This is a genomic window from Psychrobacter immobilis, from assembly GCF_904846185.1.
GTDB lineage: Bacteria > Pseudomonadota > Gammaproteobacteria > Pseudomonadales > Moraxellaceae > Psychrobacter > Psychrobacter immobilis_B.
In genome coordinates this window covers 118,756-141,708 of record NZ_CAJGZQ010000009.1, presented here as the reverse complement: position 1 = coordinate 141,708, position 22,953 = coordinate 118,756, and the positions used below count along the sequence as shown (strand labels likewise).

Here is a 22,953-nt window from a genome sequence, read left to right as displayed (position 1 = left end):
ATACTCAGGTTTTGGGTTAAAGTTTCACTAAGTCTGTTAAAGTTTGGCATGGTCTGATTCGTCTTAAAAATTACTATTATGCCTTTGCTTTAACAGACTTTTTTGTTTTTTTGTCGTGTGCAGAGATGATTGATAAAAAAACTACAGATATCCTGTACTGGTAAAATAATCGCCCGCATATGTACGAGTTGCGATTTGAGCTCATAAAGGTTTTTTAATGTACCTTTATCAAACTCATAGGTAAACACGTAACGTTCTTGCTCACGCAAATAGCGACCTAAACGATCGGTAATCGGCATATAATTATCCACGATAAAATCGAGAATAGCATGCAGTACAAATATCGGCCCCATACGCAGCTTTTCAGGGCGACGATGACAATGCTCACGGACAGGTGCGTAGGAGTTTGATGGACCATTACGGATGGTAATCAGGTAGTTTTTGCCCATAAATATCGCGGTGGTGCCATAGCGAATGACATTGTCCTCAAGCTTAGCGGTACGCAATACCACAAACACCATGTCATTGTCATAGTTCTCGACTTTGGCACGCTGGTGATCGGCAAATGCATCTTCGATTGCCAGTTCATGTAGTCCAAAGGCTTCTTTGACTTTGACCATGGTTTCTAGGCTTGGATCATAGAGACCAAGCCAAATAAACTGACCATTATTATTTAAGGCACGACTAACATCGTTTAGCGCTAATTTATCGAGATTTTCACCGGTCTTACGTGAATAAGCATAGCAATTGACGACTTCATCGGCACTGGAAGAGTCAATATCCTCATAGCGTTCAGAGTCAGGATCGTAGACCGTCATGGTCTCGATGGTGTCCTCAGTGGTGGTATCAGCATCGCCATAGATATAGCTGTCGTCATTGTCTAGATAGAGATGTTCCTCATTCATATCGGCGTAAATACGATTGATATTAGAGTTAGGTGCAATACGCGCGGTTTTTTTGATCAACTGGTCGTTATTGTTTTCCATACACCCTCCCTTTATAAAGTAAAAAACGTGTCACAATCAGAACTTATAATGATTGTTGTTAATAATGATCGTTATTAAAGGGCGTAACTTTTCAAAGTATCAATATCGACCAAGCTCAATAAGCTTTCGTGGCAAGCTTCTAGTTTGATTTGCGGGGCAATATCAAAGTCCAAAGCTTCAACCCAGCGTAACGCGCAAATGCACCAATAATCACCAGGCTTGAGACCAGAAAATCCATACTCAGGTAGCGGCGTAATCAAATCATTGCCGCGACTGGCAGAAAAGTTCAAAAACTCGCTGGTCATCTTGGCGCATACAGTGTGTTGACCAACGTCATGGTTGCCAGTATGACAAAATCCATTACGGTAATAACCGGTAATAGGGTCAAAGCAGCAGCTGGCAAGTGCCGTACCTAAGACATTGGCTTGATTGTTGGCAGGGTTTGGGTGGTAATCAGATGACATAAGGCTTCCGAGATAAAAATATGGCTTAGTGTACCATGAGTCGGTATCGAAGGCGTTGTTCTCACTTTGCTCATTATTTTCTTTATGATATAAAATGATGGTAACCATTTTTGAGTCAACGATTACTTATATAGTCTACAGATAACCTTCATAGATTAAGTGCTGATAAGACGTAATTAGATAGTAATTGTGGCTAATTGTCACTAGGCGAACCTTGGCTGCTATGCTAAACTAAAGCATAAAGTGCCTTGATTATTTAACGCCGTTTATTAGCGCATAAAGATACTCGTCTTATCATTCTAAATTATACTTATTACTCACCCTTTTGCGGCTACCTAGTTTGTTTATAAATAATTGGGTCAATGATGTTGCGCGTTAAAAATAAAAATGCATGGCGTCAATGCAATTGTAAATATAACCTTTAAGTACCGCATCAGTACCGCGTTTTTGGTAAGCGATACGCCAAACAAGGATTTATTGTGTCTGTCAGTTCTGATTCTGCAAAACTTGCCCAGTTAAATACGACTAATGAAGCGGCGGCTCAGCCTGCTGAAAACACTGCCACCTCTACTAGCATGCCATATTTGAACAACTTTGCCAGCGACGTTGCCAATAGCTGGTTGTTGCCTGATGGGGTGGTGGATGTGCTGTTCGAAGATGCGCGTAAGCAAGAAGTGCTTAGGTATCAGCTGACTCAGCAGCTTATTGGTCATGGTTATCAGTTGGTTAATCCACCAATGATTGAATTTACTGAGTCATTGTTGAGTGGCGCCTCAGAAGATTTAAAGCGTCAAACTTTCAAGATTATCGATCAGCTAACGGGTCGCTTGATGGGTCTGCGTGCGGATATTACCCCGCAGATTTTGCGTATTGATGCGCATTGGGGCGGCACAGGTATTGCGCGTTATTGCTATGCAGGTGATGTAATTCATACCTTGCCATCAGGGCTGTTTGGCTCACGTACGCCTTTGCAGCTCGGCGCTGAAATATTTGGCTGTGCTTCACTTGCCGCAGATATTGAGCTGATAGATGTGTTGTTTGGTATGATAAATAAGCTAAATATGAGTGCGACGCTGCATATAGACTTGGGTCATGTGGCGATATTCAAACGCTTGGCTGAGTTGGCAGCGTTGTCTGATAATGACGCTGAGCAACTCATGCATTTATATGCCAATAAAAATCTACCAGAGCTAAAGCGTGTCTGCCAGTTGTTGTCAATGGGTGATGATTTTTATGCTTTGGCACGTTTTGGTCATGATATTACCAATCTATTGGCGAGATTGTCAGAGACTGCACAGCAGGACACGCAAGTCGCGACTGCTATCAATGAATTACAACGCTTAAAAACACATCTACAAGACCAGTGGCAATGCCCTGTGAGTATCGATGTGACGGAATTATCAGGCTATCATTACCACACGGGTATTGTGTTCAACGGCTATATCAATAGTGAGACGCAACCTCTGGTACGTGGCGGTCGTTTCGATGGTATGCAAAGCGGCAACCAGTTAGCAATCAATCAGCCACGTGAAGCCACTGGTTTTAGTATGGATGTCAGTCGTTTGCTTGCACACACGCAGCTTGAGGCACCAATCATCGTATTGGTCGACTATGAAGCCTTGAGCAGTGCGAACCAAGAACAGAGACAGATACTGCTACAGCAGGTTGAGAGTTTACGTGAGCAAGGCTATCGCGTCACCATGCCATTAAATGCAGAAGATCGTCCCTCTGATATGACGCATCGTTTGAGCTTTAGAGATAATCATTGGCAGTTACAGAATATTTAAGCATTAATTTTTAATATTAGTAGTATTACCATTTTTTAACGTCTTTAAAATCAAGATAACGAAAGTTATCACAGGCTTTAAACCGTTATTGCACACACCTCAATACATAAAGGTAAGGATTGATCATGGGTAAGAATGTCGTAGTTTTGGGTAGCCAATGGGGCGATGAAGGTAAAGGTAAAATCGTCGATTTACTAACCGAAAAAGCTTCAGCAGTTGCACGCTTTCAAGGCGGACATAACGCTGGTCACACGTTAGTTGTCGATGGCAAAACCACCATCCTACATTTAATCCCATCAGGTATTTTACGTGAAGGCGTTACCTGCTTCATCGGTAACGGCGTGGTGTTAGCACCAGACGCCTTATTAAAAGAGATGAAAGAGCTAGAAGACAACAACGTACCAGTACGTGAGCGTCTGCGTATCTCTCCAAACTGCCCACTTATCATGCCGTATCATGTGGCACTTGACCAAGCACGCGAAGCTAAACGCGGTACTGGCAAAATCGGTACGACAGGTCGCGGTATTGGACCTGCTTATGAAGACAAAGTGGCCCGCCGTGCCATCAAGCTTGCTGACTTGTTCCGTGATGATTTAGAAGAAAAACTCCACAACTTAATCGAATATCATAACTTCCAATTGACTCAATATTATAAAGTTGAAGCGATTGATTTTGATGAGACACTTAAGCTTTGCCAAGAGTGGAAAGAAGAGATTAAAGGCATGGTTACTGATGTGACCGAAGACCTTAATCAATTGCGTTTGGCTGGTAAGAACCTGATGTTTGAAGGCGCGCAAGGTACATTGCTTGATATCGATCATGGTACATATCCGTTTGTGACCAGCTCAAGCGTAACCGCTGGTGGCGTATCGACTGGTACAGGTATCGGTCCATTGTACTTAGATTACGTACTTGGTATCACTAAAGCTTATACTACCCGTGTCGGTAGTGGTCCATTCCCAACTGAGCTATTTGATGATGTTGGTGCGCATTTGGCTAAAGTCGGTCATGAATTTGGTGCGACTACTGGTCGTGCGCGTCGCTGTGGTTGGTTCGATGCTGAAGCGTTACGTCGTGCAGTGGTACTGAACTCTATGTCAGGTATCTGCTTAACTAAGCTTGACGTATTAGACGGTCTTGAAGAGTTACTAATTGGTGTGGGTTATAACTTGCCTGAAACTGAATGTGCAGGTGCACATGATGCTGAATTCTATGAGTCAGTCACGCCTAAGTATGAGACGATGCAAGGGTGGAGTGAGTCAACCGTTGGTATCACTAACTATGATGAACTTCCAGAAAATGCGAAAAAATATATCAAACGTATCGAAGCGTTGATTGGTTGCCCAGTTGATATTATCTCAACCGGTCCAGACCGCGAAGAGACGATTGTATTGCGCGACCCGTATGATGCTTAGTTTCTTATCATAAAATTTAATTAGTTTAAGCGTTCATAAAAAAATCCCAGTGCTGAGCATTGGGATTTTTTTATGAGTATTATCTTATGAGTAATGTCTTATCATTTTTTATTATGCTAACTATTATTAATGCCAAGTGAGAAAAAGTGTTAATCACTATTAATTTCTAACGATAAAAAATCAAGATATCTGGCGATTGCATAACCTGTGATAAGAAAAATAGTATAAAGAGGGAAATTGCTAACATTATTCTGGTTTAATTGGTATATTATGTCATAAATGAATGTAACTTTATCAATATATAAAAAGGAAAACGTGATGAAAGCGACTATTATCAAGCACTCTATAGGCAAAACAGCTTTAGCACTGCTAACGTCTGCGGCTTTTATGTTTCCTATGCTGTCATGGGGCGCGCAAAACTGTGATAAACCCAACAATGATTTCGATGGTTTATATTGCTTAACGAAAGTATATCTAGAAGCGGATAAAGAGCTGAATAATTCTTATGCAAAATTGGCTAAGCAGTTAAATAGCCAGCAAAAATCCAAACTCAAACGTGGACAACTGGCGTGGATACGCGAGCGTAATGACCAATGTAGTTATAATAATGATGAAGGATTTTTTGTCAATATGGGTTGTGCGACTCGGGTGACAACTGAGCGAGTGAACTTCTTAAATGATCGTGTGCGTGAATGTAGCGCTGGCAGTTGCCGCGACAGCCGCTTAGGCGAGTAGTTGTTTTTTAGTATTGCTTGAAAGCAGTGACCTTCATAGCTGCGTATTAATAAAATCCCTTAGCATTATATGCTGAGGGATTTTTGTAGGTAACACTTACATAGAGTTTTCGCCAAGTTGGTTTTATGCTCATTAATGACAAAGATAGTTAGTGATGAGATACGTAGGGTAAGAATCTGCTATTGATGAATGCTCACTTTGTCTTAAGATAAGCTGCGGTCATAAATTTACTTTTATGCAAGGTGCGGTCATAAATTAACCCTATCATTTATAGCGCTAATCATTATAATAGGCAGCAATCCTGTGTTGGCGCTCATATTATCGCATTGATAGACCATGAGTTATTTAAATCTGCCTAAGTCAACATTGCGGCCAAAGATAAAACAAAGTATTTACCATCTCATTTTTATCGAATTCATTATTTATTAGGAGCTTTTCATGGCTAACGAACGTACTTTATCTATCATCAAACCTGACGCAGTAGCTGGCAACAACATCGGCGCTATCTACGATCGCTTTGAAAAATCAGGTCTAAAAATTGTTGCCGCTAAAATGATGCAACTTGATGATAAAAAAGCGGGCGGTTTTTACGCTGAGCACGCTGAGCGTCCATTCTACAACGATCTAGTGTCATTTATGACTTCAGGTCCAGTATTGGTATCTGTATTAGAAGGCGAAAATGCGATCGCTAAGCATCGTGATATCATGGGCGCTACTAACCCAAAAGACGCCGCTGAAGGCACTATTCGCGCTGACTTCGCTAGCAGCATCGATGAAAACGCGGTTCATGGTTCAGATTCAGCTGAATCAGCAGCACGTGAAATCAGCTATTTCTTCAATGAAGAAGAAGTGTGTGCACGTACGCGTTAATATAGTAAACCAAATATAGTCTGTTACGGTGTCAGACTCGCTTAATGTACTCAATGTACAATTGGCGCTTGTCTTCCTTGTAACAGCTCTATATTTGATTCACTATGCACTAATAGCTTATAAAATTGACTATAAATTATTAGTGTGGCAAGACGGCTTATATCTTTTGGTATAAGCCGTTTTAGCTATTATAATAGTCTGACTATACATTGAAATTTTAGTGTTGAAATTTTAACTTTTCTCCCTCATTATTGGTTTTATATAGCGTTATCAATCCTTTATCAGCATATTATTTTCAGTTTTTGGTAAAAAATGCGCTCATAACGGATTGCTCATGCACTCATATATTGAGTACGTCTGCAACACCCATCTCAACAATTGTATCGCCTATACCAGTAGATGCAAAAAGGTTATTTATTATGTCAACTGCTCAAACTCCTATTCAAACTAACGTCCAACACGTCCCTGCTAAGACTACTAAGAGTATAAAATTAGTAGACGAGGCGCAGGCGAAAACCAATCTACTAGGTATGACACAAGCGCAGCTGGCGGAATACTTTAAGAGTATTGGCGAAAAGCCGTTTCGCTCGACGCAAGTCATTAAGTGGATATATCAGCAGGGTGTCACTGATTTTGAGCAAATGACCAATCTGAGTAAATCTTTGCGTGATAAATTATCAGCCAATGCCTGCGTCATTCCGCCAAAAGTGATTCATCGTCAATATAGTGATGATGGTACGCGTAAATGGGTCTTTGAAGTCACGGGTGGCTCGTTGGTCGAGACCGTATTGATTCCCGCAGATGATAGTAAATTAAACGGTCGTAAAACCTTGTGTGTCTCTTCGCAAGTGGGCTGTGCGCTCGACTGTAGCTTTTGTAGTACGGGTAAGCAGGGCTTTGAGCGCGATTTGACGGCGGCTGAGATTCTTGGACAATTATGGGTGGCAAATGCCTCTTATATGACCGATGAAAATGATAGTTTAGAAAATGTTGACCATAGTTTGTGGGAAAACAACGTCACCAACGTCGTCATGATGGGCATGGGCGAGCCGTTATTAAACTATCGTCCCGTTGTCAGCTCGATGGAATTGATGCTCAGTGACCATGCTTATGGTTTATCAAAACGCCGCGTTACTTTGTCGACTTCAGGTGTGGTGCCAAAAATGTACGAGTTGGCACAGGAGCTTGACGTGGCTTTAGCGATTTCATTGCATGCACCAAATGACGAGCTGCGTAATGAATTAGTGCCGATCAATAAAAAATATCCATTAGAGCAGCTCATGGCGGCAGCGAGAAATTACGTTTTTGAAGTCAATCCGCGCCACAAAAAACACGTGACTATTGAATATGTGATGCTAGATGGTGTCAATGATAGTAATGAGCATGCTGAGCAATTGGTCGCATTATTGGGCGATTTACCAAGTAAGATTAACTTGATACCATTTAACCCGTTCCCTCATGCAAATTATGATAAGTCGAGTAATAATCGTATTCATGCCTTCAGCAACATATTAAGTGAAGCAGGTTTTGTTTGTACCATACGTCAAACACGCGGTGATGATATTGATGCGGCATGTGGTCAATTGGTTGGGCAAGTGGCTGACAGAACGCGTCGTTCAGCCGCGTGGCAGCAAAGCATCAAGGATCGTGAAAGTGTTTAGTATGATGGTCATATAAATGGTGAATAGACATTTTCGATGTAGCATCGTATTTGTCTTTTATCTGTCGCAATGGTAATAAAAATGTAGCAATAACGATTAGTTTGGATGTGCACAGCAATTAATGACAACTAAATTGTACTTATGCGGGCTAAATCTATTAAACTGATGCCTCGAGGATCGAACGCATTGAATCACAGTTTTATGATGGCGGCTATGATGACTTCTAGAAATTCTTGTCAGTTCAATTATCAAAAAATATTTTCTCAGACTTATAAGCGATTGAGTACAGCGAATGGACTAGGGGCTATTGACCCAGTAGCGATGTCGAAGCGTACGGTATTAGTGACGGCATTGGTAGGGCTGCTGCTCACTGGTTGTCAAAGCACGCCGACCAATGATTTGACAAACATCGCGGCTTATCAAACGTCTACGCGACCCAATGACAATCGTAACTTAGATCAACAAGAAATTGCTCGCGTGCGCACTTCACTTGCCGCGCAATATATCCGCAAAAATGAGCTTGATACCGCTCAGCGCCAACTCGAAAAAGCCTTTGCTGCCGATAGCCGTTACGCGCCAGCCTATGATATGATGGGCATTTTGCTGCAGCAAGAGGGCAGTCGACTCAATCTCGAAAAAGCCGATCAGTATTTTAAAAAAGCGATCGCGCTTGATAAAGATTTTGAGCAAGCCCACAATAACTATGGCGTTTATTTGTCACAAATGAAGCGCTATCGTGAGGCGGCAGAGCAGTTTGAGATTGCGGGTTCAGCATTAGGTTACGAAGGTCGTATTGGTGCGCTAGAGAATCTAGGACGCACTTACTTACAGTTAGGGGATCGCAGTGCGGCTGCTAAAGCATTTTTACGGGCACTTGATGGCAATCGCAATAGTATTATTGCCCATATCGAGTTGGTCGATTTATTGCTTGAGCAGCAACGTGTTCCACAGGCTCAAAGGCTTTATGATGAAACCTTGATACTGGTACAAGGGCAGGGCATTAGCCCGCGCTTGCTATTACAAGGTATCAAATTGGCCGCTGCACAAAATAACATAACGACGCGCCAGCAATTGGCACAGCAGCTTTTATCCGCTTATCCTTTAAGTGATGAAGCAAAACAACTTAAGACTTGGCTTAACAATCCAGAGGCACCATGGAAATGACCACCCCATCATTAAACACTCAATCTAACGCTCAGGGATCATTTGGTGCCGTGTTGCAGCAAGCCCGTAAAAATAAGCAAATCAGCTTAGACGAGGTGGCTGCCGAGTTATTTATTTTAAAGCGTCATTTACAAGCGCTTGAAAATGAAAATTTTTCGGAGATGCCGCAAGCTGCTTTTGCCCGTGGGTTTGCCATCAATTATGCTAAGTTTTTGGGTTTAGATCCTGTAAAAATAGCGACCAGCTTTGATGCCGCTTATCCTACGGAGCTGAAAGCAAAATCAGTGAATAACACGGATACGCCACTGCGTCCAATGGGCACGTTGCAACGTGATACGCACAATCGAATTCGTTTTAACCCACTACTGATCATCGCCGTTATTGGTGTCATTATTTTAGCGATTTTCTTATTTCGCATGGTGAGTAATGCAAGTAAAGAGAATACCGAGCAGCCAGTATCGACGGTCGAAGACGTCTCAGCGATAGAGCAAGCGCAAGGGGCGGCAATCAATACTGATGAGATGGGCGTTGGTGCCTCTGGCTCTGCTCTAAACTTGGGCGGCGATGCAAGTCCAGCGTCTTTAGATGTCAAACTGACGGATACCGCCGTCGTGAGTATTACTGATGCTTCTGGTAGTAGTCTAATGAGTGGCTCGCAGACATCTGGGGATTATAAACTGTCAGGTACGCCGCCGTTTAATGTACAAATTGATAATGTCGATAATGTCAGCATAATGCTTAACCAAGAAGCGGTTGCTCTAAATACTTATGCAACGGATAAGCAAGCCAATTTTGAGTTAGCGCCTTAACTTTTTGAGCGGCTAATTTTGAATGCTAGTCTTATCGACTGCTGTACAAGATTTATTTTTAAAATTTGCTATCTCCAAGCTATTATAAGTATATTTTTTCTGCGTTTTTTCGCTTTAACTGAAGGGTTTGTCTATGTCAACGTCAGCGCCTATTAACCGTCGCCTTACCAAAAAAATATATGTCGGTGATGTCGCGATTGGTGGTGATGCGCCGATTAGTGTGCAGAGTATGACCAATACAGATACTTGCGATGTGGCAGCAACTGTCGCTCAAATCGAACGCTGCGTTGAAGCTGGTGCGGATTTGATGCGGGTGTCGACGCCAACGATGGATACGGTCAAAGCTTTTGGCGAAATTCGTAAGCTGGTCAGTGTGCCTTTGATTGCAGATGTGCATTTCGACCACAAGATTGCGTTAGCAGTTGCTGAAGCAGGGGCTGACTGTCTGCGTATTAATCCAGGTAACATCGGTAGCGATGCCAAAGTACGTGAAGTGGTCGCCTGTGCCAAATATTACAACATCCCTATTCGTATCGGTGTCAATGCAGGCTCGCTCGAAAAAGACATTCAGCGCAAATATACCGAGCCAACTGGCGAGGCGATGCTTGAATCAGCCATGCGCCATATTGATATATTAGATCGTCTAAATTTTGATCAATATAAAGTATCGGTTAAAGCCAGTAATGTGTTTTTGACCTTGGATGCGTATCGCCTGATTTCTGCCCAAATTGATAATCCGCTGCATTTAGGCGTCACCGAGGCAGGCGTTTATCGTACGGGCGCAGTTAAATCCGCGATTGCACTTGGCGGTTTATTATTAGATGGCATCGGTGATACCATCCGTATCTCACTGGCGGCAGAGCCTGAAGAAGAAATTAAAATCGGCTTTGATATTTTAAAATCGCTAAATATACGTTCTAATGGTGTCAACTTTATTGCGTGCCCAAGCTGCTCGCGCCAAGAGTTTGATGTGATTCGAGTCATGACGGCTTTAGAGTCGCGCTTAGAAGACATTCGTGAACCGATGAATCTGTCTGTGATCGGCTGTAAAGTAAATGGTCCTGGTGAAGCGAAAGAGGCCGATATTGGCATTGTTGGTGCCGCACCAAGATCCTTGGTATATCGTATGGGTGAAAAAAGCCATCTTATCGATACCGATAATTTGGTCGATGAAATAGAAGGCATGGTACGCGCACATGCCGAAGATTTGGCTAAAAAACGCGAGAATGAGATTATCCGCGTAAAATAAAACACTATTATGAGCAAAAAATAAAAGAGACACTTGTTAAAATTTTTAAGGATACGACCGTACCATGATTAAAGCTATCAAAGGGTTCAATGATATTTTGCCTGATCAGTCCGCAAAATGGCTGCATTTAGAAGCGATATTGGCTGAAGTACTGGGCAGATACGGCTTTGAGCATATTCGCTTGCCAATCGTTGAGCAAACCGATTTGTTTGCGCGTGCCATTGGCGGCGCGACTGATATTGTCGAAAAAGAGATGTATAGCTTTACCGATAAGTCTGAGCCACCAACGCCGTTGGCTCTACGCCCTGAAGGTACAGCAGGTGCAGTACGTGCTGTGATTGAGCATAACTTGCTGCGCGGTGATATGCCAAAGTTATGGTATATCGGTCCAATGTTTCGCTATGAGCGTCCACAAAAAGGTCGTTATCGTCAGTTTCACCAAATAGGTGTTGAAAGCTTTGGTAGTGCCTTACCAGACGCTGACGCTGAGCTGATCGCCATGACCCATCTGATGTGGCAAGAGCTGGGTCTAAAAGATGAGATGCGTTTAGAGCTGAACAGTCTGGGCGAAATTGATGAGCGTTATGCTTATCGCGAAGCATTGGTTGCTTATTTAACCGATAAAAAAGATCAGCTGGATGAAGACAGCAAGCGCCGCTTGACCACCAATCCGCTACGTATTTTAGATAGCAAAGAAGCAAGCACCCAAGCTCTATTGGTAGACGCGCCTAAGCTTGCTGACTTTTTAGGTGAAGAAAGCGTGGCGCATTTTGAGCAAGTACAAGCCTATTTAACAGAGCTGGGTATTAATTTTGAGATCAATCCACACTTAGTACGCGGTCTTGATTATTATAACAAAACGGTTTTTGAGTGGGTGACCGACAAGCTTGGTAGCCAAGCGACTGTTTGTGCAGGCGGCCGTTATGATGGTTTGATCGGGCAACTAAAATCCATCGGTACTGATGGCAATAAGCCAGTAAAATCTGAGCCTGCTGTTGGATTTGCCATGGGGCTTGAGCGTTTATTACTGTTAATGGAAGCGGTTGCGCCGATTGCTGATGTTCCCGCTTGCGATGTTTTCGTGGTTGCGCATCCAGAGGTTTATAGTGCTGGTATTGGCTATGCCCAGCGCCTACGCTATAGTCGCCCAGACATTCGGGTGAAAATGGCGAGTGCGACGAGCCTAAAAGCGCAAATGAAGAAAGCCGATAAGTCAGGTGCTGCATTGACCGTTATTATTGCGCAGCAAGAGCTGGATGATAATACCCTCAGCGTTAAAGACATGCAGACGGGCGAACAACAGACGGTTGCGACAGATTGGCTGTCGAACAAAGAAAATTTTATCCGTCAGTAATCGATTGCGGTTTTAGCATTAGCAATTTCATAACACTTTTATCAGGTAAACACATATGGCTCTGACACCCAATTCGCCGAATGCAGACAATTCAATGCAAGCGTTAAAGCAGTATGGCAGCTATATTGTCACTGCGATTTTGTTGGCACTGGCCGCTTATTTTGGTTGGACATATTGGCAGGACAACCATGCGCGCGTAGACACCGTTGCAGCAGATCATTATGCAGACATTCAGCGGTTGAATGAAGAAGTCAGTTTGGCCTCACAAAACCCTGATTTGGAAGCAGAAGCACAGGCAGCACTTGCCCAAAGTCGCACCCAGCTAAACAAAGATATTGATGCGCTAGTCAGTAAGCATGGTGAGTCGGTTTACGCTTGGCAGGCACTGATGATTAAAGCGCGTCAGCAAGTAGATAATAATGAATTTACCGAGGCAAGTGAAACCTTCAAAAAAGCATTGGCTATTGACTTAGGTGATGCAGGTTTACAGGCAATTACTCGTTTGCGCTATGCGACAACGTTACTGGCGGCGGGCGATACGGATGCTGCATTAGCAGAAGCCAACAATGATATGCCAAGCTCATTTGAAGCCAGCCAACAAGAGTTGTTAGGGGATATTTATTTGGCACAAGATAATAAAGACTCAGCGATCAAGTCTTATAATAATGCTTGGGAGTTGTTACGCAACCGTCAAGAGACGCGTGCAGTATTGGCATTAAAGATGGAGAGTCTGGGCATCGTACCTGAGCCTATCGACGAACCAGTCAGTCTGATTCAAGAGTCAAGTAATCCTGCACAGCCCTTGGTGGAAGAAAATGCTGCTGCCGAGGTTGCGCAATAATTGTACAGTGACAAGCGCTGTTAACCAATAATAGCGTTTGCGTTCTACCTAATGCCTGATAATTGCTAGTCAATAGCGCGTATCTATAACCGTTCTACAAGCTAAGTGGTACAGTAAAACAATCGCGTCGCATGAACCACCAGCACTCATTGAATGTGCTTGGTGAGTACTAATCGCCGATCTTATACTTACTGATAACCAATTTACTAATTAATAATAATTTATTTGTAGTGAGAACTCATAATGACTCAATCTATTCGCTCTAGCAAGATATCAAAAGCTAAAACCATCAAATCGACGGTGATGCATGTGGCAGTATTGGCAGTGATGAGCACTGCGGTGATTGGGTGTAATCGCGGTATTAAACCCGTCGTCAATGATCCAGTCAAGCTGGTACAGATTGCTGAGCCTATCAGTGTGTTGCAACCGGTTTTTAGCACAGATATTGGCAATAAAAAAGCCAGTAAGAAAGATCCATTAGACTTGCAAGTAGGTTATGTCAATGGACAAATCGTCACTGCATCGCGCGGTGGGGACTTGACCGGCTTTAACAGTGCAGGCGAACGTTTATGGTCGATCAACGTTGGCGATCAAATCACGGGCGGCGTTGCTTTAGATGCTTTAAGCCAAACAGCGATTATTAGCACACGCGGTGGTCAAGTGATGGCATTTGATAGTGTGACTGGCGCAAAACGCTGGCAGAAGCAGTTATCAGGATCAGTATTGACACCCGCTTTAATTACCAATAACCGTGTCATTCTATCAGCGAACGATGGCTTTTTACATGGCTTGTCACTACAGACAGGTCAGTCTGTCTGGCAGTTTGCCACACAAGTTCCAGCCATCAGTGTACGCGGTAGTGCGGCGCCAACGTTATTAGATAGCAAAACGGCGTTATTAGCGACTGCTGATGGTCGTTTACATGCGGTGACGACTGATAGTGGTTTACCGCAGTGGTCAAGACGTGTTGGTGTTGGCACTGGTAGTAGTGAAGTTGAGCGCATGAGTGATGTCGATGGTACGCCGATCGTCGATAAAAACCAGCTATTTGCCATCAGTTATAGCGGTCAGTTATTAGGTATTGATTTGGCTTCGCGTCAAGTCATGTTTGTCAACGAGCTTGCCAGCTTAAAGTCACTTGCTGTAAATAACCAGCAGGTGATTGCTACCAGTTTAGAGGGTAAAGTGGTTGCCTATAATCGCAGTACTGGTGAGGTTCTTTGGGAAAGTGAAGAGCTGGCTTATCGTCATTTAACCAATCCTGTGATGATTGGCAATTATATTGCTGTGGGTGATTTTGACGGCGTGGTACACTTATTTGATCCAGCTAGCGGTAAAATCGTTAGCCGTGTACAAACCAAGGGCGCTTTGAGTAGCTTGCAGGTACAAGGCAGCCGCTTAATGACCCAAAGCACGTCAGGACAAGTTGCTATTTGGCAGTTAGCCCGCTAAGCTTTTTATCGGTTAATGCTTACTTAGATAGTATGTTTGATATTATCGTTAAGCCAACTGATGGATTGCAATTTTAGAGAACACAAACGCTGCTTCGTCAGCGTTTAGTGCCTTGTGTAAATTGCTTGTTTAAATACAGGCTTTCGCGTACTCTATGCGACCGATGCGCCGTAGGTGTTATCCATATATATTATTTATTTATCATTTAGTCATCCTATGTACCACTTGCTAATTGTAAAATAGCTGACTATTATTTTTGCTATTGTTCTATCATTCATTTTAATTTGCGGTCAAGAGCAGCTTATTCACGACTACTGTTATATCACTGGTTATAAGAATAACTGTACTGCCCGCCATTGTGCCTTTCACTGAGAGTAACCCATGAGTATCAAGCCTGTGGTCGCCTTAATTGGTCGTCCAAACGTCGGTAAATCTACCTTATTTAATCAGTTCACAAAAAGTCGGCAGGCATTGGTTGCTGATTTGTCAGGACTGACTCGTGACCGTCAGTACGGTGATGCTACCTATGAAGACAAATCTTTTATCGTTGTAGACACTGGTGGTATTGGTGAGGCGGATGACGGTAGCGGCAACATTGATGACTATATGTCTGAGCAATCGCATACAGCGATTCATGAAGCGGACATCATCGTATTTGTGGTAGATGCTCGTGCTGGTATGATCGGCGCAGATGCGGAGATTGGTAAGTTTTTGCACACACTTGGCAAACCAGTCTATGTGGTTGCCAATAAAGTCGATGGTGCTCACGACGCTGCCCCTGCCGAGTTTTATGCATTAGGATTGGGTGAGCCATATCCGATGGCGGCAAGTCATGGTCGCGGTGTCGGTAATTTGCTTGAAATATTGACGGCTGATATGCCTGAGCAAGAGAATGTCGTAGAGCCAAAAGGTTTGAAGTTAGCGATCATAGGTCGTCCAAACGTTGGTAAATCGACGCTAGTCAATCGTCTATTGGGTGAAGACCGAGTAGTGGTTTTTGATATGCCCGGTACCACGCGTGACAGTATTTATATTCCTTATACACGCGAAGGTAAAGACTACGTCTTAATCGATACTGCTGGTGTGCGCCGCCGCGGTAGAATTGATGAAAAAGTAGAAAAATTCTCGGTCATTAAAACCCTACAAGCAATCGAAGATTCTAACGTAACCGTTATTGTTATTGATGCGCATGAAGGTATCGTTGATCAAGATTTGCATATGATTGGCTATGCGCTTGATGCGGGTCGTGCTCTAGTTGTTGCGATTAATAAGTGGGATGGTCTGACTGCTGATCAGAAAAACTATATCAAGATTGAGATGGATCGCCGCTTTAACTTTATCCCTTATGTAAAAGTGCATCTAATCTCAGCACTACATGGTACTGGTGTGGGTAATCTATACCCGTCTATCTTGCGTGCTTATAAATCTTCGATGTTTGAAGTGTCAACCAATCGTTTGACTCAGATTCTGCAAGATGCGGTGACAGCCAATCCACCACCAACGGTTGCTGGTCGCCGTATTAAACTGCGCTTCGCTCACATCGGTGGTCACAATCCGCCCGTGATTGTCATTCATGGTAACCAAACCAGTGCATTACCTAAGAGCTATCAGCGTTATCTTGAAAACCAATTCCGTCAAGTATTTAAGCTTGAAGGCACGCCGCTCAATGTTGTCCTTAAACAAAATGACAACCCATATGCCAACAAGAGCGATACGCCAACCAAAGCGAAGACGCAACAGTTGCGCCAACGCGAGCGTAATCGGGCACAAAAATTTACTACCAAAGATAAGCAGAAATTCACCAATAAAGATAAAAAGCGTTAATTTAGCAAAATGATGACGGTCTTTATATTGTTGTAGTAAATAAAGACTATTTTATTCTATTGTTCATACTTCTCTGTAATGTGCCATATCATGATGATTATATCGGTCATCATGATATATTAATACGTTGTTAAGTTTTATTAACATGTGATATTTCCCTCACTACTCCTACAAAATACCTGTACTATAATCAAAAGTTTTCTTAACTCAGTTAAGTAATATGAACAACCGTCCCTCTCAAACCATCTCTACGCTTATTTGGCGTTCTGTCGTACAAGCCATTATTTTGGCTGTGTTGGCAGGTTTCTTGATGTCTATCGTTTATGGTTTGTTATACCACTATAAAGAGAAGCGTCAGCATATCCAGCAATTGGCTACTATGTTGACCACCAGCGCATCGACAGCCGATGGTGCTGATATCGTGGCTGAGCAAGTGAGATTCTTGTTAGAAAGTGAACCCAGCATTAGAAGTATTTTATTTTATTCAACACCCAAACCTATTGATGAAGTTAATCAATCCAGAGATGATTGGAAGAATGCTTTATTTGCAGATACTGTCAGCTTCAATTATCCCGTTACCAGTGACGATATCGGTGATGATAGCGCGCTAGATACGTTAAACAGCAGTCAGCAATCGTCCACGACTTTATCAAATGGTGAGCAAGAATCGTCAGCGTCTAGTGAGGCCAATAAAAATAGCGCGTTAGTTGGATATATTAATCTCACTTTAGATGTGAACACCCTGCGTTCACATTGGTTTCGAAGCAATATATTGCTATGGCTTATCACCACGATATTGACGGTACTTTGGGTATTGTACATTCTGCGCAAACTCAAATGGCCAATCAGAGATATTGAAGCTTTGAAAGAAGTCTGTCACATCGTTGTAAAAAACCCAGAGCTTGAGCAGTTACCAGTGATTCCACAGCTTTTTGAATTTCAGGAACTGGTACAAATCAAGCAAACTTTGGCTGTATTGTTTGATCGTTTACAGAAAGTCCAACAAGATTATGAGGCGCTTGCTATTTTTGAGCAGCAATTACACAACAAAGACGTATCCCTCGATGTGCAGCTGCATAACTTTCAAAGCATGATCACCCATGAGCTGAAAACTTCGCTAAATGCTATCGTAGGCGGTTTACAGCTGTTAGATTACGATACCCTCAATAGAGAACAAAAAGATGCGGTTGAAATTATCAGTGACGGCAGTGATAAATTGGTGTCGTCGCTTGATCATATTATCCAATTGAATCAAATACAAAAAGGTCAGATGAGTATCAATTGTATTGCGTTCAATCCACTGCAGTTAATCGCCGATCTGTTGGCAGAATATGAGCCTATTGCTCGGCAAAAAAGGCTAGAGTTGATTAGCCGTATTCATCATATAGACTATGGTCTGGAAGGGGATGCGGAAAAAATAAAACAAATATTATCGATATTATTGAGCAATGCGATTAAGTTTACTCCAGCAGGGCAGGTGACTATTACGTCGCAATTGACCCATTTTGATAAAAGCAATCGCTGGCAAATAAGTGTGAAAGATACAGGTATAGGTATCGATAGCACTCATATCGATGATATTTTTAATCCGTTTTTCCAAGTGGATTCATCACAAACTCGCCAATATGAAGGCTCAGGTGTTGGTTTACCAGTCGTCAAGCAAATGGCTCAGCTGATGGGCGCTACTATAGAAGTAGATAGCACGTTAGGGTCAGGCACCCAATTCATGCTGACCATATCGATGACCAATAAACAGCAGTCTCGGCAGCAGCATTTATTGGCTGGATTGACTATTATTTACTATTATTATCATGAAGTCGGGTTTTTAGCGAAGGAGCTAGAGCGTTTAGGCGCGACGGTCATTTATCGTCAGCATGAAACACTGGTTATAGAGGAGATGAGTATAAGACAGGTGAATATGGTGATGTTTGCGGAAGATATCTTTCCAAGTAAAGCTGAGTCGTTAGCCAAGCGTATTCGTCAATTTGAAAGTGAACATCGGGCTTTATTGGTATATTGGTATCCACCACATCGAGCGAAGCAGTTAGATAGCTTTGAGCATGGTTTAAAAGCAGCTGGTGTCGATTACTGTTATAGCGCCACTTATAAAGATAAAGCATTAAGCGACTTGCTTAAGCGCTGGTTGGTATGGACGTAAGAGGACTAAAGGATTTGTCACGCTTACTGTACTAACCTCGTTTAATGTACTCGATTGCCTTTCATTTACTCATTTACTGTAAATAGTTTCGAACATCGTATTTTCGACAAGAGTGCTTGCTTTTAATCTGAAAAATATGATGAACGAGGGCAAGCTTACTGAGTCTAGTAAATCAGTGTTTATCACAGTTTGATGATGACACTACTTAATAGCAATAATAAAATCTGTGCGGTGAATGAGGACATAAAAAAGACGCCCAGTTTTGAGGCGTCTTTTTTGTCAGTAATGTTCTTGAGAAATAGCTTCTACTAATATTCTCTAAAACAGATTTTGTGCCCAACGTACGACACGCTGCCAAGTGCGGCTCATAAAGCCTGATTGCTCGATATCACTGGTCGCTATAATAGGCACTGAAGCCACCGCTTTACCATCAATAACGGCCATCATTTTGCCAATTTCTTGACCTTTTTTGATGGGTGCTTCTAGGCTCTCAGGAATATCTACCACAGTCGTGATTTTATTTTTTTGCGTTTTGCTGGTTAGAATTTGCAAATTATCCGCAGTAACTAGCTCGACTTCATCAGCTTCACCGAACCAGACCGGAACTTTGCTGACGAATTGTCCGGCAGGTGCTTTGGTGACAGTAGTGAAGTGGCCAAAGCCCCAGTTGAGCAGCTCACGTGATTGATCGGCACGTGCTTGCTGGCTCTCTGTTCCCATAATCACAGAAATCAAGCGCATGCCATCACGATTGCTTGAAGCCGCTAAGCAATAGCCTGCGGCATCAGTGTGGCCAGTTTTTAGACCATCAACGGTTGGGTCGGTTGCAAGTAGAGCATTACGGTTACCTTGAGTAATACCGTTATAGGTGAACTCTTTTTCTGCATAAATACCATAATAGTCGCCGCTATTCTTGATAATAGCGCGTGACAATTTGGCCAAATCTAGTGCTGATGCCTCATGCCCTTCGTCAGGCATACCAGTAGAGTTGACGAAATGGGTATTTTTCATACCAAGCTTTTCTGCTTGCTCATTCATCAAGATAGCAAATGAGGCTTCGCTACCAGCGATATGCTCAGCCATAGCTTTTGAGGCATCGTTACCTGATTGAATAATAATACCGCGTAGCATGTCGATAACACTCGCAGATTTATTTACCGGCACATACATGCAAGACTGGCTGCTACTACCACGACACCAAGCATTTGGACTCATTATGACTTGGTCATCTTCTTTAAGGTCGCCTGATGCTAAGCGCTGCTCAATGATGTAACTGGTCATCATTTTTGTCAAAGACGCTGGCGGTAGCGACTCATTGGCGTTCTTTTGTGCCAAAATCTCACCAGTATTATAATCCATCAATACATAGGCGGTATTATCCATCTCAGGCGGCTGGATGGCTGCGTTTGCCATCACTGCACTCATAGAGATACTCACACCGACTACCAGCTGCACCAGCTGATTTTTTACACGCTTTACTGTCATATATCGTTACACCGCATCATGAAACCAAATGTATCTACCGCTTGTACCTTGCACTAAATCTTATGCATCATTTTAAGTAGCCTGTCTTAAACATTCTGTTTAAAAACAATGTATTAATAAGAGTGGTGATGGCTGAGCGACAGACATAAAATTAACGCCTTATCTTAGCAAAATGCCAACCGATGGGGAATCGATAAATGCAAAAAAAGACCCGATTAAAAAGAAAGAGTGGTAAGAAGTAAACGTTTGCTCAGACTAGGACTGCTACAATGTCTCGAATAGAAATAATTCGACTGTCATAAAAAAGCTTACGGTCATCCTGTTGGTATAAACAGGATGACCGTAAGCTTTTTTGTTACTTATAAGCCTGATGAACAAGCTTATAAGGTGTCGCTAAATAGCCCATAATCAGCGTTCCAAGACAGATAATGCCATGATTTATTGTCATTAATTATAGCTGACTTTATCAATTTAGAATCAATGCTGGGGCATAGCTATTGTAGGGGAGACGATAGGATGTCTGATAAGTAAGCCAATTATAATGTTGTAATTGTTGAGCTTAGTTATGATCCACTACTGGTATTCAGCATTCGCCAAATCTTCGCATAGAGCTTTGTTGTCTTGTTTAGAGAAGCCCATTGTCCAGCTACGAATGCCTTGTAATATCTGGCGATAATCTTGCTGAGTGGATAGATATTGAATCGCTGCTTTTGGATCTTCTAAAGACGGCATCAACTCGTGAAGCTGAACGTTATAAGATTTATAAAAGCGCTGTTTTTGTTTGCCATTGAGCATCGGTGGACATATCTCTGATAGCACTTGCATGACCGCAATTTCATGTTTAGTGACATTGATGCCAGACATATCTAGAGGTATGGTTGTAGCAGAATTATTCGCCGCAAAGGATGCTTGAGACAGCATGGCAACAGACGTTACCAGTCCTGCAAGACTAATTTTGGACGCCGTCTTCGCTATCACAGAAGCTATAGATAATATCGATTGATTTTTCATGCAGTATTACACTCGCTTATCTTTATTTAATGGTGATATGTTAATGGGTAAAAAAACAAAAGTCACATAAAATATTGATTTATGTGTAGATATCTTGTGAGCCAAAGCTCTTTTTGAGCAACATATCAGCAGCATAGACTCATAAGTTACGTCAGCATAAAAATATAAGTTTGTATTGTTGTAAGGTGTTGCCTATTGTAACGTCATGCCAAGTTTTTTTGCTGTTATTGATGCAGATATCATCGTGATAAAATTATAAATTGAATAGATTCTGCGCACAGACTGGGTTCGTGTCAGCGTATTATTAGGGTATAATTGCCCAAAATTATGGTGGCATCCGCGTTTTGCTCTATCAATTTATTCATATGCATGCTGTGATATAAACACAGTGTCATTTTACTTTGATAGCGGTATGGCTTTTTTAACTTTTATAGTAAATTTAGCTATCATTTGACGCTTGCCAAATGCTGTGTATAAATACTATTTATGCAGAAAAAGCCAATGTATATGTCAGCATCAACAGTATGATCACACAATCTAACCACCATTTTCGGGTCTGATTATAGCAATTTTATGCGGCTAAAGTTCATAAGTGGACAGGCGGTCATTAATGAGTATATTGAGTGAAAATGAAATTTTTAATTAGTAATGATGATGGGGTTTATGCACCAGGGTTATTAGCATTATATCAAGCCCTGTCTGCTATTGCAGAGGTGGTAGTGGTTGCGCCAAATAGTGAGCAAAGTGGCTGCGCGAGTGCTTTGAGCCTATCGATGCCATTATATACTCATCGATTGGATTCTGGTTTTATAGCGGTAAATGGTTCGCCCGCGGATTGTGTACATTTGGCATTGCATGAGTTGTATCCTGATACGCGTTTTGATTGTGTGATTACTGGTATCAATTCTGGTGCCAATCTTGGTCAAGACGTTTTATTTTCGGGTACCTTTGGTGCTGCATTAACCGCACAGCTCTTTGGAATACCTGCCATTGCGACCTCCCTAGTGGGCGGCAGCGTCAAAGGAGAAAAGCAAGAGCAGACCAGTCATTATCAAATGGCGGCAGCTGAAATTGTTAAATTATTGATAGAAACACCGATATTAGATGCTTGCAAAAATTTGCCCTATCATGTATTAAACGTTAATATTCCTGATGTGGATAGTGCTGATGATATTAAAGGTCGGAAAATAACGGCGTTAGGGCACCGTCAGATTGCGCGTCCTGTACATCATATGGTCGATCCACGTGGGCGTGATGCTTATTGGCTGTCGCTACGTAAACGCCCGCATGAGTTACCATTAGAAACTGAAGATTTGCAGTCCTCCACAACAGATATGACGGATGATCAAGCGGTGGCGGCGGGTTATATCAGTTTATCACCAGTGCGCCTGCATCATACGCCAGCAGACACGCTTAAAACGCTGTCGGCGTTAATGCTATAAATTTACGCTGCCAAAATGCGTCAAACAGCTGGTCAATATCCTGATATTATCTGCGCTATTTTTCTTATTTGGCTGCCATTTATCTCATTTTTATCACCATTTTCAAAATGAGGACACGCCTTAGAAAATGGTTTACTATCGAGTGATTGATAATGGTATTTGCCAAATACTAAATACTAAACGGTATAAAAGTTAGCAAAATGCTTGTGAGTAACACAAGGAGTTTGTGAGTAACATAAAGAATAG

The 22,953-nt window shown here is 42.4% G+C and carries 17 protein-coding genes and 1 pseudogene; 14 read left to right on the top strand and 4 right to left on the bottom strand.

Going from position 1 to position 22,953, the window contains the following annotated elements:
- Positions 1 to 125: 125 nt before the first annotated feature.
- Both JMW94_RS06980 and JMW94_RS06975 read right to left on the bottom strand, forming a co-directional pair.
- Positions 126 to 986: pseudogene (locus JMW94_RS06980) on the bottom strand (CorA family divalent cation transporter); the annotation flags it as partial.
- A 74-nt stretch (positions 987 to 1,060) separates the two neighbouring features.
- Positions 1,061 to 1,450, bottom strand: a complete 390-nt coding sequence (locus tag JMW94_RS06975; RefSeq protein WP_045451983.1) for a DUF2237 family protein — start codon at positions 1,448 to 1,450, stop codon at positions 1,061 to 1,063.
- Positions 1,451 to 1,929: 479 nt separating this feature from the next.
- On the opposite strand from JMW94_RS06975, the gene JMW94_RS06970 reads away from it, so the two are divergent.
- The 13 genes from JMW94_RS06970 (at position 1,930) to JMW94_RS06910 (ending at position 18,769) form a co-directional block, all read left to right on the top strand.
- A complete protein-coding gene (locus tag JMW94_RS06970; RefSeq protein WP_201603519.1) occupies positions 1,930 to 3,237 on the top strand; it encodes an ATP phosphoribosyltransferase regulatory subunit in 1,308 nt (435 codons plus the stop codon).
- Positions 3,238 to 3,362: 125 nt separating this feature from the next.
- Positions 3,363 to 4,652 (top strand): adenylosuccinate synthase, encoded by a 1,290-nt coding sequence (locus JMW94_RS06965; protein WP_201603517.1) that lies wholly within the window; start codon positions 3,363 to 3,365, stop codon positions 4,650 to 4,652.
- Positions 4,653 to 4,970: 318 nt separating this feature from the next.
- Positions 4,971 to 5,387 (top strand): lysozyme inhibitor LprI family protein, encoded by a 417-nt coding sequence (locus JMW94_RS06960; protein ID WP_193007514.1) that lies wholly within the window; start codon positions 4,971 to 4,973, stop codon positions 5,385 to 5,387.
- A 438-nt stretch (positions 5,388 to 5,825) separates the two neighbouring features.
- Positions 5,826 to 6,257: a nucleoside-diphosphate kinase gene (gene ndk / locus JMW94_RS06955; RefSeq protein WP_055124481.1), complete on the top strand. Its 432-nt coding sequence runs from the start codon at positions 5,826 to 5,828 to the stop codon at positions 6,255 to 6,257.
- A gap of 419 nt (positions 6,258 to 6,676) precedes the next feature.
- The gene (gene rlmN, locus JMW94_RS06950; RefSeq protein ID WP_201603514.1) at positions 6,677 to 7,918 is read left to right on the top strand and encodes a 23S rRNA (adenine(2503)-C(2))-methyltransferase RlmN; all 1,242 of its coding nucleotides are present in this window, start codon (positions 6,677 to 6,679) and stop codon (positions 7,916 to 7,918) included.
- A gap of 213 nt (positions 7,919 to 8,131) precedes the next feature.
- Positions 8,132 to 9,082, top strand: a complete 951-nt coding sequence (gene pilW / locus JMW94_RS06945; RefSeq protein ID WP_227685445.1) for a type IV pilus biogenesis/stability protein PilW — start codon at positions 8,132 to 8,134, stop codon at positions 9,080 to 9,082.
- Positions 9,079 to 9,891, top strand: a complete 813-nt coding sequence (locus tag JMW94_RS06940) for a helix-turn-helix domain-containing protein (RefSeq protein ID WP_109591647.1) — start codon at positions 9,079 to 9,081, stop codon at positions 9,889 to 9,891. The genes pilW and JMW94_RS06940 overlap by 4 nt, the downstream gene beginning before the upstream one ends.
- Before the next feature lie 133 nt (positions 9,892 to 10,024).
- Positions 10,025 to 11,140, top strand: coding sequence for a flavodoxin-dependent (E)-4-hydroxy-3-methylbut-2-enyl-diphosphate synthase (gene ispG, locus JMW94_RS06935; protein WP_045444859.1), 1,116 nt, complete (start codon positions 10,025 to 10,027; stop codon positions 11,138 to 11,140).
- 64 nt (positions 11,141 to 11,204) lie between these two features.
- Positions 11,205 to 12,494, top strand: coding sequence for a histidine--tRNA ligase (hisS, locus tag JMW94_RS06930; protein ID WP_201603498.1), 1,290 nt, complete (start codon positions 11,205 to 11,207; stop codon positions 12,492 to 12,494).
- A 55-nt stretch (positions 12,495 to 12,549) separates the two neighbouring features.
- A complete protein-coding gene (locus JMW94_RS06925) occupies positions 12,550 to 13,335 on the top strand; it encodes a YfgM family protein (protein WP_201559924.1) in 786 nt (261 codons plus the stop codon).
- Between the two features lie 243 nt (positions 13,336 to 13,578).
- Positions 13,579 to 14,787: an outer membrane protein assembly factor BamB gene (gene bamB / locus JMW94_RS06920; protein ID WP_201559923.1), complete on the top strand. Its 1,209-nt coding sequence runs from the start codon at positions 13,579 to 13,581 to the stop codon at positions 14,785 to 14,787.
- 381 nt (positions 14,788 to 15,168) lie between these two features.
- Positions 15,169 to 16,611 carry a ribosome biogenesis GTPase Der gene (der, locus tag JMW94_RS06915; protein ID WP_055124475.1) on the top strand — a complete coding sequence of 481 codons (1,443 nt, stop codon included), beginning with the start codon at positions 15,169 to 15,171 and terminating at the stop codon, positions 16,609 to 16,611.
- Between the two features lie 220 nt (positions 16,612 to 16,831).
- Entirely contained in the window at positions 16,832 to 18,769 is a 1,938-nt protein-coding gene (locus tag JMW94_RS06910; protein WP_201603496.1) for a sensor histidine kinase, read from the top strand.
- A gap of 318 nt (positions 18,770 to 19,087) precedes the next feature.
- Here JMW94_RS06910 and JMW94_RS06905 read toward each other — a convergent pair whose 3' ends face one another.
- Both JMW94_RS06905 and JMW94_RS06900 read right to left on the bottom strand, forming a co-directional pair.
- A complete protein-coding gene (locus JMW94_RS06905) occupies positions 19,088 to 20,254 on the bottom strand; it encodes a D-alanyl-D-alanine carboxypeptidase family protein (protein WP_045444873.1) in 1,167 nt (388 codons plus the stop codon).
- Between the two features lie 573 nt (positions 20,255 to 20,827).
- Complete coding sequence (locus JMW94_RS06900) at positions 20,828 to 21,265, bottom strand: MCR_0457 family protein (protein ID WP_045444876.1); 438 nt, start codon at positions 21,263 to 21,265, stop codon at positions 20,828 to 20,830.
- Between the two features lie 629 nt (positions 21,266 to 21,894).
- On the opposite strand from JMW94_RS06900, the gene surE reads away from it, so the two are divergent.
- A complete protein-coding gene (gene surE, locus JMW94_RS06895) occupies positions 21,895 to 22,707 on the top strand; it encodes a 5'/3'-nucleotidase SurE (protein WP_201603494.1) in 813 nt (270 codons plus the stop codon).
- Positions 22,708 to 22,953 lie beyond the last annotated feature (246 nt).